The sequence below is a fragment of the Bacillus sp. FSL R5-0443 genome, assembly GCF_038608285.1.
Taxonomy (GTDB): domain Bacteria; phylum Bacillota; class Bacilli; order Bacillales; family Bacillaceae; genus Bacillus; species Bacillus velezensis.
The window spans coordinates 1917471-1931558 of the sequence record NZ_CP152013.1; the positions used below are offsets into that span (position 1 = coordinate 1917471).

Annotated in this window: 29 protein-coding genes; 26 read left to right on the forward strand and 3 right to left on the reverse strand. The window is 33.6% G+C overall.

All coding sequences use genetic code 11. The annotated features are described in order from the left end of the window. The first annotated feature begins 219 nt into the window (after positions 1 to 219). From NYE28_RS09390 to NYE28_RS09430, 9 genes are all read left to right on the forward strand, one after another. Positions 220 to 1452: a hypothetical protein gene (locus tag NYE28_RS09390; protein WP_342490416.1), complete on the forward strand. Its 1233-nt coding sequence runs from the start codon at positions 220 to 222 to the stop codon at positions 1450 to 1452. Between the two features lie 353 nt (positions 1453 to 1805). Continuing rightward, positions 1806 to 2060 (forward strand): hypothetical protein, encoded by a 255-nt coding sequence (locus tag NYE28_RS09395; protein WP_041338614.1) that lies wholly within the window; start codon positions 1806 to 1808, stop codon positions 2058 to 2060. 48 nt (positions 2061 to 2108) lie between these two features. Continuing rightward, positions 2109 to 2240 (forward strand): hypothetical protein, encoded by a 132-nt coding sequence (locus NYE28_RS09400; protein WP_268400779.1) that lies wholly within the window; start codon positions 2109 to 2111, stop codon positions 2238 to 2240. Then, positions 2233 to 2454 (forward strand): hypothetical protein, encoded by a 222-nt coding sequence (locus tag NYE28_RS09405; protein WP_342490417.1) that lies wholly within the window; start codon positions 2233 to 2235, stop codon positions 2452 to 2454. Before NYE28_RS09400 ends, NYE28_RS09405 begins: the two co-directional genes overlap by 8 nt. Positions 2455 to 2478: 24 nt before the next feature. After that, entirely contained in the window at positions 2479 to 2682 is a 204-nt protein-coding gene (locus NYE28_RS09410; RefSeq protein ID WP_041338608.1) for a hypothetical protein, read from the forward strand. Positions 2683 to 2718: 36 nt separating this feature from the next. Further along, a complete protein-coding gene (locus NYE28_RS09415; protein ID WP_342490418.1) occupies positions 2719 to 2868 on the forward strand; it encodes a hypothetical protein in 150 nt (49 codons plus the stop codon). Positions 2869 to 2939: 71 nt separating this feature from the next. Continuing rightward, positions 2940 to 3176 (forward strand): hypothetical protein, encoded by a 237-nt coding sequence (locus NYE28_RS09420; RefSeq protein ID WP_205164309.1) that lies wholly within the window; start codon positions 2940 to 2942, stop codon positions 3174 to 3176. A 139-nt stretch (positions 3177 to 3315) separates the two neighbouring features. Further along, the gene (locus tag NYE28_RS09425; RefSeq protein WP_253600098.1) at positions 3316 to 3504 is read left to right on the forward strand and encodes a hypothetical protein; all 189 of its coding nucleotides are present in this window, start codon (positions 3316 to 3318) and stop codon (positions 3502 to 3504) included. A 5-nt stretch (positions 3505 to 3509) separates the two neighbouring features. Further along, complete coding sequence (locus NYE28_RS09430; RefSeq protein WP_253600097.1) at positions 3510 to 3710, forward strand: hypothetical protein; 201 nt, start codon at positions 3510 to 3512, stop codon at positions 3708 to 3710. Positions 3711 to 3944: 234 nt separating this feature from the next. Here NYE28_RS09430 and NYE28_RS09435 read toward each other — a convergent pair whose 3' ends face one another. Further along, positions 3945 to 5036 (reverse strand): acyltransferase, encoded by a 1092-nt coding sequence (locus NYE28_RS09435; protein ID WP_342490419.1) that lies wholly within the window; start codon positions 5034 to 5036, stop codon positions 3945 to 3947. A gap of 469 nt (positions 5037 to 5505) precedes the next feature. On the opposite strand from NYE28_RS09435, the gene NYE28_RS09440 reads away from it, so the two are divergent. From NYE28_RS09440 to NYE28_RS09475, 8 genes are all read left to right on the forward strand, one after another. Then, entirely contained in the window at positions 5506 to 5778 is a 273-nt protein-coding gene (locus NYE28_RS09440; protein ID WP_342490420.1) for a hypothetical protein, read from the forward strand. Positions 5779 to 5856: 78 nt separating this feature from the next. Then, positions 5857 to 6294, forward strand: coding sequence for a hypothetical protein (locus tag NYE28_RS09445; RefSeq protein WP_095353117.1), 438 nt, complete (start codon positions 5857 to 5859; stop codon positions 6292 to 6294). Between the two features lie 92 nt (positions 6295 to 6386). Next, positions 6387 to 6590 carry a helix-turn-helix transcriptional regulator gene (locus NYE28_RS09450; protein ID WP_280156999.1) on the forward strand — a complete coding sequence of 68 codons (204 nt, stop codon included), beginning with the start codon at positions 6387 to 6389 and terminating at the stop codon, positions 6588 to 6590. A 116-nt stretch (positions 6591 to 6706) separates the two neighbouring features. After that, positions 6707 to 6970, forward strand: coding sequence for a hypothetical protein (locus NYE28_RS09455; RefSeq protein ID WP_342490421.1), 264 nt, complete (start codon positions 6707 to 6709; stop codon positions 6968 to 6970). Positions 6971 to 7055: 85 nt separating this feature from the next. Continuing rightward, the gene (locus tag NYE28_RS09460) at positions 7056 to 7373 is read left to right on the forward strand and encodes a hypothetical protein (protein WP_327973119.1); all 318 of its coding nucleotides are present in this window, start codon (positions 7056 to 7058) and stop codon (positions 7371 to 7373) included. Between the two features lie 12 nt (positions 7374 to 7385). Then, on the forward strand, positions 7386 to 7904 hold the full coding sequence (locus NYE28_RS09465) for a hypothetical protein (RefSeq protein WP_327973121.1): 519 nt from the start codon (positions 7386 to 7388) through the stop codon (positions 7902 to 7904). Continuing rightward, positions 7901 to 8851, forward strand: coding sequence for a DUF4062 domain-containing protein (locus tag NYE28_RS09470; RefSeq protein ID WP_327973123.1), 951 nt, complete (start codon positions 7901 to 7903; stop codon positions 8849 to 8851). The genes NYE28_RS09465 and NYE28_RS09470 overlap by 4 nt, the downstream gene beginning before the upstream one ends. 34 nt (positions 8852 to 8885) lie before the next feature. Continuing rightward, positions 8886 to 9113, forward strand: coding sequence for a hypothetical protein (locus tag NYE28_RS09475; RefSeq protein WP_342490422.1), 228 nt, complete (start codon positions 8886 to 8888; stop codon positions 9111 to 9113). A gap of 90 nt (positions 9114 to 9203) precedes the next feature. Here the strand turns inward: NYE28_RS09475 and NYE28_RS09480 are convergent, their stop codons facing one another. After that, the gene (locus NYE28_RS09480) at positions 9204 to 9434 is read right to left on the reverse strand and encodes a hypothetical protein (RefSeq protein ID WP_318001480.1); all 231 of its coding nucleotides are present in this window, start codon (positions 9432 to 9434) and stop codon (positions 9204 to 9206) included. Positions 9435 to 9779: 345 nt separating this feature from the next. Continuing rightward, entirely contained in the window at positions 9780 to 9962 is a 183-nt protein-coding gene (locus NYE28_RS09485) for a hypothetical protein (RefSeq protein WP_014417903.1), read from the reverse strand. Positions 9963 to 10032: 70 nt separating this feature from the next. Here NYE28_RS09485 and NYE28_RS09490 point away from each other — a divergent pair, with 70 nt between their 5' ends. The 9 genes from NYE28_RS09490 (at position 10033) to NYE28_RS09530 (ending at position 14058) form a co-directional block, all read left to right on the forward strand. Next, positions 10033 to 10284: a hypothetical protein gene (locus tag NYE28_RS09490; protein WP_163113719.1), complete on the forward strand. Its 252-nt coding sequence runs from the start codon at positions 10033 to 10035 to the stop codon at positions 10282 to 10284. Positions 10285 to 10286: 2 nt separating this feature from the next. After that, positions 10287 to 10502, forward strand: a complete 216-nt coding sequence (locus tag NYE28_RS09495) for a hypothetical protein (protein WP_342490423.1) — start codon at positions 10287 to 10289, stop codon at positions 10500 to 10502. An 11-nt stretch (positions 10503 to 10513) separates the two neighbouring features. After that, the gene (locus NYE28_RS09500) at positions 10514 to 10645 is read left to right on the forward strand and encodes a hypothetical protein (RefSeq protein WP_226565875.1); all 132 of its coding nucleotides are present in this window, start codon (positions 10514 to 10516) and stop codon (positions 10643 to 10645) included. 127 nt (positions 10646 to 10772) lie between these two features. Continuing rightward, a complete protein-coding gene (locus NYE28_RS09505; protein WP_327973130.1) occupies positions 10773 to 11402 on the forward strand; it encodes a hypothetical protein in 630 nt (209 codons plus the stop codon). A 31-nt stretch (positions 11403 to 11433) separates the two neighbouring features. Beyond that, positions 11434 to 11724 (forward strand): hypothetical protein, encoded by a 291-nt coding sequence (locus tag NYE28_RS09510; RefSeq protein ID WP_327973131.1) that lies wholly within the window; start codon positions 11434 to 11436, stop codon positions 11722 to 11724. A 147-nt stretch (positions 11725 to 11871) separates the two neighbouring features. Then, a complete protein-coding gene (locus NYE28_RS09515; protein WP_218791682.1) occupies positions 11872 to 13032 on the forward strand; it encodes an AimR family lysis-lysogeny pheromone receptor in 1161 nt (386 codons plus the stop codon). 26 nt (positions 13033 to 13058) lie between these two features. Then, positions 13059 to 13187 carry a lysogeny pheromone AimP family peptide gene (locus NYE28_RS09520; protein ID WP_142746847.1) on the forward strand — a complete coding sequence of 43 codons (129 nt, stop codon included), beginning with the start codon at positions 13059 to 13061 and terminating at the stop codon, positions 13185 to 13187. Between the two features lie 326 nt (positions 13188 to 13513). Continuing rightward, on the forward strand, positions 13514 to 13714 hold the full coding sequence (locus tag NYE28_RS09525; protein ID WP_224988239.1) for a hypothetical protein: 201 nt from the start codon (positions 13514 to 13516) through the stop codon (positions 13712 to 13714). A gap of 5 nt (positions 13715 to 13719) precedes the next feature. After that, positions 13720 to 14058, forward strand: coding sequence for a hypothetical protein (locus tag NYE28_RS09530; protein ID WP_342490424.1), 339 nt, complete (start codon positions 13720 to 13722; stop codon positions 14056 to 14058). Positions 14059 to 14088 lie beyond the last annotated feature (30 nt).

A 14088-nucleotide genomic window follows, 5' to 3' on the forward strand; every position in this document is an offset into this window, starting at 1 on the left:
GCGGGACAAATAAATGGACTGCCACAAATGTACCTGGAGAAATTGCATCTATGTTGTTATTATAAAAAGTGATCAACAGTGCAATAATGATTCATTTTCTAGGCTGGAAGGATACTTTAATGATCTTAAAGAGAGAACTAACAATTGAATTTAAGACATAAGAAGGGGCGGTAAATTGTTTATCGTTCCTTTTTTAAAAAGAAAATATAAGGGGGAGAAATGAAAAAGATTAAAGTGATTGATTCCATTATGGGATCTGGTAAAACAACATACATTATTAAAATGATGAATGAGGCGCCAAAAGATGAACACTTCATATTCATCACACCTTATCTTGACGAGGTAACAAGGATAAAACGGTCATGTACCAATAGAAAGTTTTATGAACCGAAAATACATAGTGAGGAGGGCGAAACACTCTATAAACTGGACTCATTGCACAAACATTTAGCGGATAACAATGACATTGTGACAACTCATGCTTTGTTCAGTATGACTAATGAAACAACTAAAGAATTGATTTATTCGGGCAATTATACACTTGTACTTGATGAAACAATGGAAGTAGTAAAGAAATTAAATATATCTAAAGATGATTTGGATATGCTGTTTCAAAATGAATGGATTAAGAATCAAAACGGAATAATCATATGGAATGATGATCAAGAAAAGAATCTTAATAGGGAGTATAAAGGAGAATTCCAAACGCTTAAACAGTTAGCCAAGAGTAATAATTTAATTCTGCACAATGATTCCGTACTTTTTTGGCAATTCCCAGCTGACATATTTACTCAATTTAAGCAAGTATATAACCTTACATATTTGTTTGATGCGCAGATACAGAAATATTATTATGATATTCATGGAATTGAATATGAACTTTATGCCGTAGTTAAAGACAATCACAGCTACAAATTGATGCGGTACAATAAGCAGTTTGATAAAGCAAAGAAGGATAAACTTAAGAATAAAATTAGAATATATGAAGGTGATTTAAATAAAATCGGTGATGACTATTACGCATTATCAAAAACGTGGTTTGAAAAACGGTCAGTGTTACATAAAAGACTAAAGAATAACATACTTAATTATTATCAAAACATCATTAAATCAAAGTCTAAGGACAATCTATGGACAACGTTTAAATCACATAAGAGCAAGCTAAGTGGTAAAGGATATACAAAAGGGTTTTTAGCCTGTAACATCAAGGCAACAAACGAATACAGCCATAAGAAAACATTAGTTTATTCTATAAATAGATTTGTCAATCCTGCAATTGATGATTACTTTAGATCTAAGGGAATTAATATTAACGAAGATAATTTTGCACTTTCTGAAATGATTCAATGGATATGGAGATCTGCAATAAGAAATGGTCAAAATATCGACATTTATGTTCCTTCATCACGAATGAGAAAGCTGTTAAAAGATTGGCTTGAAAACAAGATATGAATAAAGCGTATGAAAAAAAAAGCAATAAATCGTTTTTGAAACCCTTGATACGTAAGGGTTTGAAGGGGGTCTCTCGTAGAAGAAAAGAGGTAAATAATATAATAAATAAAATAAGAGAATGGGGGTGCTGAAAATTGTTCAAAACGGTTCGTTCCTCACCTGAACAATTTTTGCTCACACCACCCCCAAACCCCCTCATGAGCAACATATATAATAATATAAAAATAAAAAATAAGTATTAAATATGTTGATTTATTAAAGTGATCAAGGTATAATGAAATTAACAAATACAAAAAATAAAAATTGAATTAACAAAATAAAATGCATATTTTAAACAGAATGGGGATGGTAGTATGACAAGATTTAATGGGGTACAACTAACAGATGAATCAATTCAAAAAACAAGAAAATGGTTTGCTGATAATGCTATGGTTTGTATCGAAGAAGTTAAAAGTGGAAAAGTTTATGTGAATGATCGTGAATCTTATTTTGCATGGAGAAATAAAGAAGCTAAAGAATATATGGAAGGTAAACACGACCATACTGTAACATTCTTACAACGTGCATACTTTATACAAACAGGTGAAAGTGTAGCTTTATTACCTTAAAGAAATATGAATAAAATAACAATTCAAAACAGAATGGAGAGGTTAAAAATGAAAGAAGTTAGCCACAACGAATGGATGAATACAGTTAAGAAGTTGAATGAAGAGCAACCAAGTGTTATTGATCTGGTTAATCAGCAAATTGAATCATATGAGAATGATAAAGAGGGCAGGGATGAATAAAATAGTCTGGCAGTTGCCTGTCATCCAAAGCGATCTAACAGATCATGATTGGATTCATCCAAAAGCAAAATACCACGCTTTTATTGGTAACAAGTCTGTTTGTGGAAAGTATGATCAAATTACAGACTGTTTCGAAACAGGCGAAGAATCAAAGTTGATGGCAAATAAGGAATGGGCTTGCAAAGTATGTTTGAAGAAGTTGGGGATTTCTTAAATTAACAGAAAGGAGAAGGCTGAAATGGGAAAAAGATTTCTAGAAAAGCTAGAATCATATGAAAAAGAAGCTTATGAAGGACAGTGCGGTATAGATTGGCTTACAGAATTAGGAGAAAACGTAACGATCTATATTCGTGAATGTGCGAAAACTAATACACGAGCTACAATTGGAGGGCTTGAAAAGCACATTGATGAAGTGGCTAAGAAATTTCTGTATTCTCAATAAAACAACAATTTCAAACAGATAGGAGAGTGGAGAAACTTGACTGAAGAACAAGTAAAACAAGTTGTCAAAGAGAGTATCCGAGAAATGATTGAAGACGAGACAATTAAATTTGACGTATATCTCAGAGGGAAGCAAGTAGATTTATTAATCTTTTTTGACGGCGATCTCATTCAGCAGTCAGATTAACAAGTAAGTATAGGAACAATATTGCCTTGGACTCTGAATAAAACAGCAGTTTAATAGGGAAGGGGAATTATATGCGTGAATTAGAGTTATTGCTCTTAGTGATGTGGGCAGAAAATGGTGTTAACGAAGTTTATAAGTATAAAAATAGAATCAAGGCATTCCGTGAACCGTTGGTTAATATCGAGTTGATTAATGACTTGAGTTGCGGAGGTATGTTTGCGGACATTGACGACGTTGCAAACCACAAGAACGCTTCGTCAGTAGATTATAAAGTAAGTATCGCAACCTTAGTTGAAAATAGGAGATAATAAGATTGGGTCTTTACTGGTAGGCATGAAATGTTTGGCATTCTGGAAGGTCAACAGCAGTTTTTGAATATGTAAAAGAAATTAAGCCATTAATTAGTTAGGCAACTGAGTAGCTAAAGAGAGGGGAAATATAATAGCCATGAAGGTAAAACAATTGATTGATTCATTGCAAGAGATGATAAACAAAGGGGAAATAACAGAGGAAACACAGGTTCTACTCAATACCCATGACGACCGTATGTATCAAGTGCGGAACGCTGAACGATTCGGCGAACATGTGCAAATTGCAGCTGAAACTAAACATGTAATTTATATTAAAGAAAGGTGATTAACATGAAGAAATGGATTAAATTTGACTACGATGATGGAGCGGAAGTTTTTTATAAGATAAATACCCCTGACGCCAACGGAGAGATTACTGTTGATTTTAAAGTGAAACACTCAGAAGAAGATGTAAAAGAGTTTCAATTATACGATGATGAATTAGAGCAAGTGTACAATCAATTACAAGAAATGAAAAAGGAGTTGAAATAGAACTGCATCCAATAACCCTTTAAAAAGGAGAGATGAACAATGGATGAGCTACTAATCAAGTGTGAAGAGTGCGGGTATAGATGGATTGGCGATGACTTTGATGAAGACTGTCCATCATGTGAAAGCGAAAATATTAAAATTATTGGATGAAACGCTAATCTTCCAACCTTAAATAAAAACACCATTTCATGCTAAACAGGATTCGGGCTGCCTACATAAGAACAGCCCTTGCAGTTAGCTCGCAATCCTTGTTTTGACTGGTTTGTTTTTCTTGATATTACGTAATTTAAGAGCGGGTTTTTCCACTATTCTGTACGAAAGAAATGCGATTGCAGCAGTGACAACAATTAGAACTATAATCAGCGGGTAATCTGATAGTGACTTATAAATTCCGGTGTACAAGAAGACGTTGATAATCACCATATGCCATATGAAAATTCCCATGCTGATATCGTCTAACCTGTTTAGCTGCCACAATATCTTCGGCCCATTGTATCCGAACCAGACGATCGCATAGCTCAAAGGGATAAACCATAAAAAGTTCCATAGTGTGCTGTTTATTAAGCTGAGATGTAAAAAGTCAATTTTAAAGAATAAAAATAAAATCACTGAAGATAAGAATAAAACGATATGCTGCGGTAACTTGCTCCATGACTTAGCCCAGAAGATGCCCAAAGTGAAATAAAACATCTGCGGCAGGAAAGAATGTAAGTACAGGTTACCGAACACACTGCCAGGCGCGAACTTTAAAATTATGAAAGAAACTAACACACTGAAGGCGGCAACAGCAAAAGAGCAAAGAAGCATTTTTTTGAATCCGAAACGTTTATAAAACCAATAAATAGCTGGTAACACCAAGTAAAAGCTAATTTGAACAGGAATTGTCCAAAGTGAATCGTTAAGGCGACCTGTGCCAATATGATGGAATATGTCAGGGAAGTATTGAGGGTATAGCACAAGATTGCTCAGAAGCCATATCCAGTAATCTTTTGTAGTGAATACAGTTAATGAAAGAGCTCCTAGAACAATTAACAGTACCGTGGAGGTAATAGCATAGGTGTATATTGCGGGTGCGATCCTGATAATTCGGCTCCAATAAAAATCGGTTATATTGTTTCCTTTAAGCTTGGATCTCTCATAAGAAGTGAAAAGGAAAAATGCGCTTAGAAAAAAGAAGATTGATATACCGGTGTGAAACATTGCTTTACTCTCTGGAGTATAACCAAAGACAGAAATGTTTAGATCTCTTGTAGCATGACCAACTAACACACATAGAGCAGCAAACAGCCTGATAACAAAGAAACAGTTAGAATGTTTTACGTTCATTAAAAGAACCTCTTTCCTATACCATATAGCAAATAAGCAGTAAGGGTGCCTATAAGCAGTGATGATTATATCATAAAAATGGAAGAAATGTTCTTTAAAATGAATATTTTTGTTCTTTATATAATTTTTTGTGTGATTTATGATGATATTGATATATATAGACACACATAGATACTCATAGATACATGTATATCTTGCTGTATCACGGTGAACACAGATAAAGAAGGAGTTTCATTTCCTAGGCTAAGTACCGATATAAATCATGGAAAAGAAGCAGGAAGGAAAATACAGAAAATTATGAGGTAGGTTTGGAGATGTGAATATTTTAATTTTACCCAGGAGGAGGCCTTATTAAATTTAAGTTTGAAAAATAAGAATAAATATAAAATAAATTATTGACTATTTTAAGTAGTCGTTGTATACTTAATTTACAAGATGAAAATAAAATTATCGAATGGGAGAGGTCAACATGACAAAATATAAACTTTTCTATGGCGTGGGCGGTTCAATAAACGATATCACAAGAGATGAAGAAGCTTTTAATTTTGATAGTTATGACGAGGCTATTAATATTGCTAGGCAGCAAGCCTTTGAAGCGTTTGAAGATTACGAAGTGATTTGTAGAGTATTAAGTGTTGAAGAAAGAATGCAACAAGAAGGTTTAACAGAAGAAGAAGCCATTGCTGAGTACGAAGAAGATGTCGAATCTTTTATTGAATATGGCGCAGAAGAAGTAAAATAAAAAGTCTCTGTGATGACATCCTATTATAGACCACCCTCTTTTTAAATGTAGTATAATTTGGAAGAAGGGGGTGGGGAAATGAAAAAGTTAGGTTTGAGCATTGCTGCTGTGTCTTTAACTTGGTGTTTGAGTAGCGGAAGTACTTTGGCCAAGATTACAAAAGATGAACATAAGGTCAGCTTTAAAATGACTGAGAATGAAACGGGCTTTTTTATGGCTGATGACACCAATCTCGAGTATTGGCCAACTAAGTTGGGATACAGGTTCACCATTTACAATGCTGAAGGTTGTACATTAAATTTTAAACTCCAAAGAATTACACTGGCAGGTTATGATTTTACTCTAAGTGAAAAGAATTTCACGGGAAATCATTTGAACTTGAGCGCAGAGGATAAGGTGAATGGTGATGCAAACAGGAATCATTACTTAAGTATCACAAAAGGAACCGGCTGCGGTGACGTCTGGATTAAAGGCTTTTATGGATTCGAACATGATGAGCCGGATGATGATTGGTAAGCTTAATACATAGTCAAGGTATATCCTTGACCTTTTTTATGGATATAATGATAATTTAAAGTGATCATACATAATGAAGTGGGGTAGTTAAATTGATTAAATCAAATCTAAAGCCGATATTAGACGAAAGGAATATCAGTATTCGAAAGCTGTCCAATGATATTGAACATGGTTTTAATACAGTTAGGAAACTTTATCATGACGAAATGGAGCGGTACCCAAGGGATCTGTTGGATAAAGTTTGTACATATTTAGACATTGAGCTGCATGAGCTGTTGATCTACAAAAAAGATTAAAAAGATATTGATCACTTAAAGTGATCATGGTATACTAAAGTTACAAGAACAGTAAATACTTGCAAATTTTCTAGGTCTACATAAAATCGTACTTTCAAAGGGAAGAGGTAAACAAAATGAAAAACGATAATTTTTTTGAAGAGTGGAACACAACAATTAAAAATGTTTTTGGGAATGAGGATGAGAATAATTCCGAATGGTATGACAACGACACGGATACATATTTTAAGATAGGTGACAAAGTTATTTGGCGAGATGACGAAGAAGAAACAATTGGCGTAATTAAATCCATCAAGGAAGAAAAATTTGGGGTAATGTGGTCAGATGGGCAGTATATTGAATATCCTGCTGATCACCAAGATGCAATTAAAAAGGCATAAGGATTATGCCAGACTCCTATGTTAGAAGTACTTAAATTGGGAATGAAACCATTCTTTCATCTTGATTAAAAAAGGAGAGTGCATAATGTATAGATTCATTTCAGAATTGAATTTAGACGACTCGACAATTCAAAGGATGGATGAATCCCAAAGCTTTAAGTACATCGGAAGTTTTTATATGTATGATCCCCAGCAAATCGAATTACAAATCCCAGAAGGAGAATCATCTTCGCTCAGTGATTTAGCCTATTTAAGTTTTAATTCTTATGACTGTGAAAACCAAATGATTGCGGATATGAAAAGGGAATTCACAGAAGAAAAGTTATTAAATATTTTTAATTCTGAGTGTCCAGAAACAGCTTTTAATGACGCTGCTTCAAGAATCATTGAAAAATATAATTAAGGTGGGTTTTAATTGGCTAGTGATAAAGAATGGGTTAAAATAAGCGAACTTTCTGAAGAAGAAAAACAAAGCTTGACTGCCGGTACTGCAGTTCTGCTGCATGATAATTACTATAATGGGTCGTCAGAAAAAGCCTCCTTGATAAGAAAAAAAGGTTCTCAAGGAAGACTAGAAGACAAGTATTACGAATTGAAAGGCCAAATGGTTAGAATTCTTTTCGGAAGCAGAAGCTTAAAAGTCCCTTCTTCTTTATTATCTGTTCCAGTTGCAATCGACAGGGAACAGGAAGTCGAACTAAATCTTTCACCAGTCCAAATTGTTAAAGTTATGAAGTCATTAGAACTGTTACTAGACTTAGACAAGGAAGAATTTAAGTTTAACCGAGATGAGATTGCCCTATTATTGGGACAGCTAAGTGAAAATCTAGATAGTAATGGTATTGATCCTGACAGAGTACTGAACGAGCTGTTCTCAAGGATTGATTTAGTTACAAAAAACCAGTCTTTAAGGGAAAGGTCAGATACTATATGAAGAAAAGATTGCAAGTATTTATATCCTCTACATATACAGATTTAATTGAAGAAAGACAAGCAGCTGTTGAGGCTGTTCTTAATGCAGGTCATATCCCTGCTGGCATGGAGCTGTTCAAATCTGGTGATAAATCTCAAAAAGAGACAATAAAAAAATGGATTGATGAATCAGATGCTTATATGTTAATTCTAGGAGGAAGATACGGAACAATTGATCAGGAATCAGGTAAAAGCTATACACATTGGGAGTATGATTATGCAGAAATTTCCGGGAAGCCCAGATTTTCAATCGTAATTAATGATATCGCTCTTGATGAAAAAGTAAAAGAAAAAGGACAAGATGTTTTAGAAAGAGAGCATCATAAAGAATACCGAGATTTTAAAGATACTGTATTAAGTAAAATATCTAAATTTTATAGTGATATAAAAGATATTAAACTGGCAATATATGAATCACTTAAAGAATTTGAAAAAGACGAAAACTTAGTCGGATGGGTTTCTGGTAGGGATGTTGGAAGGTTGATTGAAATAAAAGAAAAAAATCATACATTACTAAAAGAAAACATGAGCCTCAAGGAAAAAGTGGTGCAATTAGAAGAGAAAATAAAAAAGGATTTAGAGTTTAATGGCTATTCTTATGAAGAGCTGCAGGGATATTTACAAAATGAATTAATTTCTCTTCCTGATGATATAAACATAGCTGTAGGCGAAATCTCAGCCCTGGATTTATTCCTTAAATCAGCAAAAATATTTTCAATTGGCTATGAACACAATTCTAAAACAGGAAAAGTTACTTCTTTTATTCATTATAAATTAACACCTATTTTGCTGAATTTTGGACTTGTAGAAAAATTAAAGGTAGGGACTAAGATAAAATTTCAATTTTCCGAATCCGGACATAAATTTATTCTGAAATTAGAAATGGATAATTTTCAAAGTGAACGCTAATAAAACTACGATTTTAAAGGGAGAGGGAGGACATATGGCAGCCAAAATGATAACTGTATGGTACAAATACGATGATAAAGGCAACGAAGCCAAGCTGAATCATATTGAAGATGGGTGGGTGGACGGAGAATTTCCAAAGCCAATAGATTCGTCATTCACAAATCAAGAAGCATGGAAGAAAAGTACTTGGGAAAGGAAACATGCTTACTTAGATGAACAATATCAAGTATTAAGTGTTCCACCTGCGAATTGGATTAAATAATGAGATAAGAAAAATTATAAATTGAAATGGGCTTGAAGACTATGTATTCAACAAGAGATTGAGATACATAAAGGCACTATCATCTGAGGTTTAAATCATGAATTTAATAATATTCACGGCAAGTATAAAGGCGGATGTTCCAAAGAAGATATATCCATAGCTCTTTTGTTTCTTTGAAAGTAATTCCAGCCCGACTATGATAAAAAGAACTGCAACTAATACCTGAAGAGAAATCAACAGGAATCCACTTTGATTAAACAGAGAATACACGGCTAGTAACAACGCCATAAATGAAATGAGAATTTTTGTAGCTTTTAGCATGCAAACACTCCTAAGGTAATTTGGTTAACCTTATCACGTTGCAGACTTTTTTTGCAGAGGCAAAGGGATCAAGAACAAGCATTATTTTATAGGGGGAGACGAATAAATGATCAAGGTTTATACAAGAGGTCATAAGATACCAGAAAAGATTAAGTCCTGCATCTCTGAATGGAATTATTGGTCTTGGATTGTTGCATCAAATAGTGAAAAGGGCAATAAAAGTGCAAAGCGGCTTATTGAAAAGATTGAATAGGATCCAGACAAAATTGCGGAATATAAAACTGAAGACGGAATTAAAGTATATGTAAGCTACATGGATCCAGTGAAATAAAAAAGAGCATTAAACTAAATGCTCTTCTTCATACCACACCTACGACACTCACGTAAAAACACACCACTTTTCACTGAACTCTTGAACAAAGCATAATCACAGTTGTCACAGCGGCCATATTTAACATCGGGATACTCCTTATAATCATACACAACTGTTACATCGTAGCCATTAGTCTCAAAATCTTTCTCTTCCATTAAATTTCACCTACACAAAGTATTTAACACTACTATAATAACAGACGATGTATATAAGGAGGGTTTTAATTTGATTGGAATAGCGTATTTTTTAATACTCTGGCTTGGTGTCGGCTTTCTGACAGGATTTAAGGCCTTATTCGTTGATCAAGTCTATGATGAAGAATTTAAGCAAGAACTGATTGATTCATTTTCACCAGGTATGGAGCAGAATATGATTGAACTGTTCTTTAAGAATAAAATAAATATCATGGTGTTTTACATATTAATTGGATTGCTGCCACTGACCATAAAAATTGCTGGTCTGCTGAAGAGGAGTTAGCTATGCCGGTTATCGATACCTTTTTTGTTATTCAATTTGAAAATAATGATTACTTCAAGTCATTTAAATTAGATGAAAGTGGTTATAAGACATCTAAGGGGCTTCATGGCGCTTCTAAGTTCACTACAATGTCAGAAGCTTTAGTGATCGCAAACGAGCTGCATACAGAGTTTAAAGCCGCTTCTGCTATAAGACAAATTGAAGTTATTACTAGGTAGGGGGCGTTTTGTTGTACTGGATCGAATGGATTGAGGATGGGGAGAAGAAAAGTATCGTTGCGGACGGATGGATTGAATGGGCAACAATCCTGGAAGACCTTTATCAGCAGCGATTTGAGTATGTTGAATGGAAGAGACTTTAAATTTGCAAATGCAGTCTCCACTATAAAGATTATTATTGCATTATGCTTTTTTAAAATTAACTAAGAGGTGAGATCAATAGATTCTTTGGATTCAATTAAGTACCCACCGCGGAAGGCATATAAATTTATGGAACCTCAATGGTTAGAGAAATTGAAACGAGATAGTAAGTTTTTTATAAATCATCTTAATAACTATCCAGAAGAGGTTTATGGCAATGCCATTGGAGATGACTTAGAAGGTCATGCATCAAAGAACATCTTATTAGAGGATTACACATTGGGTAGTTTAAAGAATAAACGACTCGAGAAAGAATTGAGACCACTTGCACTTGCCTCGCCAGGGTCAAATATCTTTATTAACGATTTTGAATTTGTATCCCGGCATTTTGATGTTAATCAATATGTCTATTGTTTAACTTTTGATTACAGTGAAAAAATTAGAAAAGAGTTTGGCGGGGCAGTCCTTATAATAGAGGATTTTTATGGCTTCTCATATTGGTTAAACAGAAAAATGGAGAAGCGGGGGAATAGTTTAAGTGCTTGGGACAAATGTCAATATGTTGATTCTAGAGCGGTCAAATTTAGTCAAAAAGATCAAGACTTTAGTCTATATCCAGGATTAATTAAAGATAGTAAACATTCGGAACAAAAAGAATTTCGATTCTTATGGAGACGAAATGATGACTTATCAATTACACAACCCATTTTTGATTTATATGTACCAGAAGCATTAAAGTATTGCAGGTTTGAATTTTGAATCACACGCGCCAATTTAAGGAGAGATCAGAATGGTTACAGTAAACGGTACTGAGCAATTAAGAAGGGAACGATATCAGAAACTTGAAAAAGAGTATGAAACATTAAAGTCCGTTTTACTCGAGTTTATAGGTTATGAAAGAGAGTGGTTAATAACAGACTCAAATATGAGTAAGAAAACTAAAGCTGAGTTGCTAGAATATATTGATTATCAAAGAAAGCTAATGAAGGAGATTTATGAAAAGTTAGATGAAGAATCTAAAGCTGAGCTGAAAATTAAAGTTGAAAAAAGCATATGGCCAATTATGCACAATGAGGGTTAATTCTCATGTTAATTCTCATTGTGTCTTTATAAAATACGAATTTTAAACAGATAAAAATAAAAAATAAGTATAAATGATTGACTAAATTGTATTTATTCTGTATTATAAGACTATAAATAAAGGAACATATGAAAAGAGGGGAAATGAATGGAGCTTATAAGAATAGCTATGCGGAAAGATTTAGAAAATGATAAATCACTCATGAGCAAATGGGCTGCGGTAGCCGGTCTTAAAAACCCAAACCCTCTTTACGATTTCCTAAACCATGATGGTAAGACTTTTAGTGAATTTAACTCGATAGTTAACATTGTGAAGAACCACTACCCTGACCGAGAATATGAACTCATGGAAAATTACTGTCTGTTGCTTGACCCAAATACTAAGGCTGCAAGAAGCGCACTGGAATATGCAGACGCTAACAGTTTTAATACTCTAACTGATAAGCTGGTAGAAAAAATGAGCATCGCCTCTAATTTGAAAAGTAAAGAGTACGGAAAAATTTACGAGATACATAGGAAGCTATCAAAAGGAGAAATAGATGTTCTAGAAGCATCAAAAAATATTGGAAAGTACAGAATTAAAACTGATGAAATGAATATTTTTTCAAAAATGATTCCCATGTACGACTATTTAAGTAAAGGGAACTTCTCTCCGATGAAGTCTTTACTGAAGCAAATAGACCTTAATGATATTAAAGAAAATAATTATTTGAAAAAGTCGTTTGAGACTAGAATTTACGTTCTTTTATCTAATATTTATTTAAATGAAAATGAACTTGAATTGTCTAGAGAGTATGCAAAAAAAGCGATTAAATCAACTGATACCAAACGTTTTTTGGTTTTTAGTTATCTAACAATAGGTACGTCCTTTATTTTTTCAGACTATGCCTTAAGCAAGCAGAATTATTTATCTGGCTATGAAATTGCAAAAGGGAACAGTGTTTTTGAAGAATTCTTCAAGAGAAATTTGAGCTTTTTAAATAACTTTTGGAATAAAGAAAATCCATGGATCAACTACGATTCAAATGCAGTGACTGATGTCCAAGAAGTGATTTTTGAACTTATAAACCAAAAAAAATTGGAGAGAGCTTTAACTTTGTTAAAGAGTCTGGAAAGAAAAAAGCAAAACGAAAATGACCTTGGATTTCATTATTACTTAGAGGGTCTTATAACGAATGATAAAGAAGCATTTTATAAATCGGTTGAATATTTTAAACTTTCGCAAGACAAGCTTTTTATTAAAATGCCTCTTATTAAATTGGAGAGTTTGGGTGAGAATCCAAGACTACTAAAAATTATTTCTATGTAAACAAATAACTGAAAGGAGGTGATATTATGAAAAAATTATTTATGGGGATTACAATCGCGGCAGTTCTAATGTTTTCGTATGCATCAGTCAAATTAGCCTCAAATGAACAGGCTTCAGGTGATTACGAAGTGGCAGGCGTTGTTCGGGGAGCTTAGCCATTGACACATAAGGGGATATTTAGTATCATTTACTTAATTTAATAACTTAGAAATGGAAGACGTTTGGCTCTCTCGAGCTAAGCGTCTTTTGTACTTTAAAGACACTCACGAGATTATTTAATTTTTGAAAACTCTAGTGGAACTCCCTATACATACTGAAACCAAATAATGAAAAACAAAATAACTTTTCAAAGCACATTCGAAAAAAGATTAAAAAGAATGTGCTATTTGTCGTTAAAATATCTTTACTTATTAGGATTAATGCATTAAAATGAACTTAGAAATAAAAAGAAAAAATAAGTATTGGTTCGGGAGGAGAAATTATGTCGGCTATAAAGTATTTGCAAAGCAGCATGACATTACATAAAACCTTATATCAGAATAAGTTTGAAAATATTGCACATAACGATTTCTTTGCAAACGAAAAGGAATTAGAAAAAGAAAAAATAAAGAGAGGAGAAATCGTTAGGAAGGAAATGACTAAGGGTTATATGAAATTATTGAGCGTGTGTAAGGAGGGTTAGTACCCATGCAAGTAGTGGATTTAAAGGCTACTAAGAAGAAAATTAGCAGTACTAAGAGCATTGACGAAAACTTTACTAATATGGCTGTTGAGACATATCTAAATAGTATATTGGACATCAGAAAAATCATACTTAACGCAAAGACTCAAAGCGACCTATTTAAAGCAAAAACGGAAGTGAAAGCATTGCTTCAGGACATAGAGCACGTGCTCAGAGGTGGAGATGCACTGTCTAGAACTGCAGAATCTAATCCTCATTATGCTACGCTTATAGCTTTTATGGAGAATTTAAAAACACATATCTCAATTGAATTTGAGCAATTTATTTATAACCCGGAGCTCTAGAGGCGGGCATATCCTTATTATACATAACTT

Coding starts and splice junctions, on each gene's coding strand:
- NYE28_RS09430 (WP_253600097.1), top strand. CDS start 3,510: ATGAAGAAATGGATTAAATTTGACTACGATGATGGAGCGGAAGTTTTT.
- NYE28_RS09515 (WP_218791682.1), top strand. CDS start 11,872: ATGGAGCTTATAAGAATAGCTATGCGGAAAGATTTAGAAAATGATAAA.
- NYE28_RS09420 (WP_205164309.1), top strand. CDS start 2,940: ATGCGTGAATTAGAGTTATTGCTCTTAGTGATGTGGGCAGAAAATGGT.
- NYE28_RS09525 (WP_224988239.1), top strand. CDS start 13,514: ATGTCGGCTATAAAGTATTTGCAAAGCAGCATGACATTACATAAAACC.
- NYE28_RS09410 (WP_041338608.1), top strand. CDS start 2,479: ATGGGAAAAAGATTTCTAGAAAAGCTAGAATCATATGAAAAAGAAGCT.
- NYE28_RS09475 (WP_342490422.1), top strand. CDS start 8,886: ATGGCAGCCAAAATGATAACTGTATGGTACAAATACGATGATAAAGGC.
- NYE28_RS09505 (WP_327973130.1), top strand. CDS start 10,773: ATGGAACCTCAATGGTTAGAGAAATTGAAACGAGATAGTAAGTTTTTT.
- NYE28_RS09395 (WP_041338614.1), top strand. CDS start 1,806: ATGACAAGATTTAATGGGGTACAACTAACAGATGAATCAATTCAAAAA.
- NYE28_RS09425 (WP_253600098.1), top strand. CDS start 3,316: ATGAAGGTAAAACAATTGATTGATTCATTGCAAGAGATGATAAACAAA.
- NYE28_RS09520 (WP_142746847.1), top strand. CDS start 13,059: ATGAAAAAATTATTTATGGGGATTACAATCGCGGCAGTTCTAATGTTT.
- NYE28_RS09510 (WP_327973131.1), top strand. CDS start 11,434: ATGGTTACAGTAAACGGTACTGAGCAATTAAGAAGGGAACGATATCAG.
- NYE28_RS09400 (WP_268400779.1), top strand. CDS start 2,109: ATGAAAGAAGTTAGCCACAACGAATGGATGAATACAGTTAAGAAGTTG.
- NYE28_RS09470 (WP_327973123.1), top strand. CDS start 7,901: ATGAAGAAAAGATTGCAAGTATTTATATCCTCTACATATACAGATTTA.
- NYE28_RS09455 (WP_342490421.1), top strand. CDS start 6,707: ATGAAAAACGATAATTTTTTTGAAGAGTGGAACACAACAATTAAAAAT.
- NYE28_RS09445 (WP_095353117.1), top strand. CDS start 5,857: ATGAAAAAGTTAGGTTTGAGCATTGCTGCTGTGTCTTTAACTTGGTGT.
- NYE28_RS09440 (WP_342490420.1), top strand. CDS start 5,506: ATGACAAAATATAAACTTTTCTATGGCGTGGGCGGTTCAATAAACGAT.
- NYE28_RS09485 (WP_014417903.1), bottom strand. CDS start 9,962: ATGGAAGAGAAAGATTTTGAGACTAATGGCTACGATGTAACAGTTGTG.
- NYE28_RS09435 (WP_342490419.1), bottom strand. CDS start 5,036: ATGAACGTAAAACATTCTAACTGTTTCTTTGTTATCAGGCTGTTTGCT.
- NYE28_RS09530 (WP_342490424.1), top strand. CDS start 13,720: ATGCAAGTAGTGGATTTAAAGGCTACTAAGAAGAAAATTAGCAGTACT.
- NYE28_RS09405 (WP_342490417.1), top strand. CDS start 2,233: ATGAATAAAATAGTCTGGCAGTTGCCTGTCATCCAAAGCGATCTAACA.
- NYE28_RS09495 (WP_342490423.1), top strand. CDS start 10,287: ATGCCGGTTATCGATACCTTTTTTGTTATTCAATTTGAAAATAATGAT.
- NYE28_RS09390 (WP_342490416.1), top strand. CDS start 220: ATGAAAAAGATTAAAGTGATTGATTCCATTATGGGATCTGGTAAAACA.
- NYE28_RS09460 (WP_327973119.1), top strand. CDS start 7,056: ATGTATAGATTCATTTCAGAATTGAATTTAGACGACTCGACAATTCAA.
- NYE28_RS09480 (WP_318001480.1), bottom strand. CDS start 9,434: ATGCTAAAAGCTACAAAAATTCTCATTTCATTTATGGCGTTGTTACTA.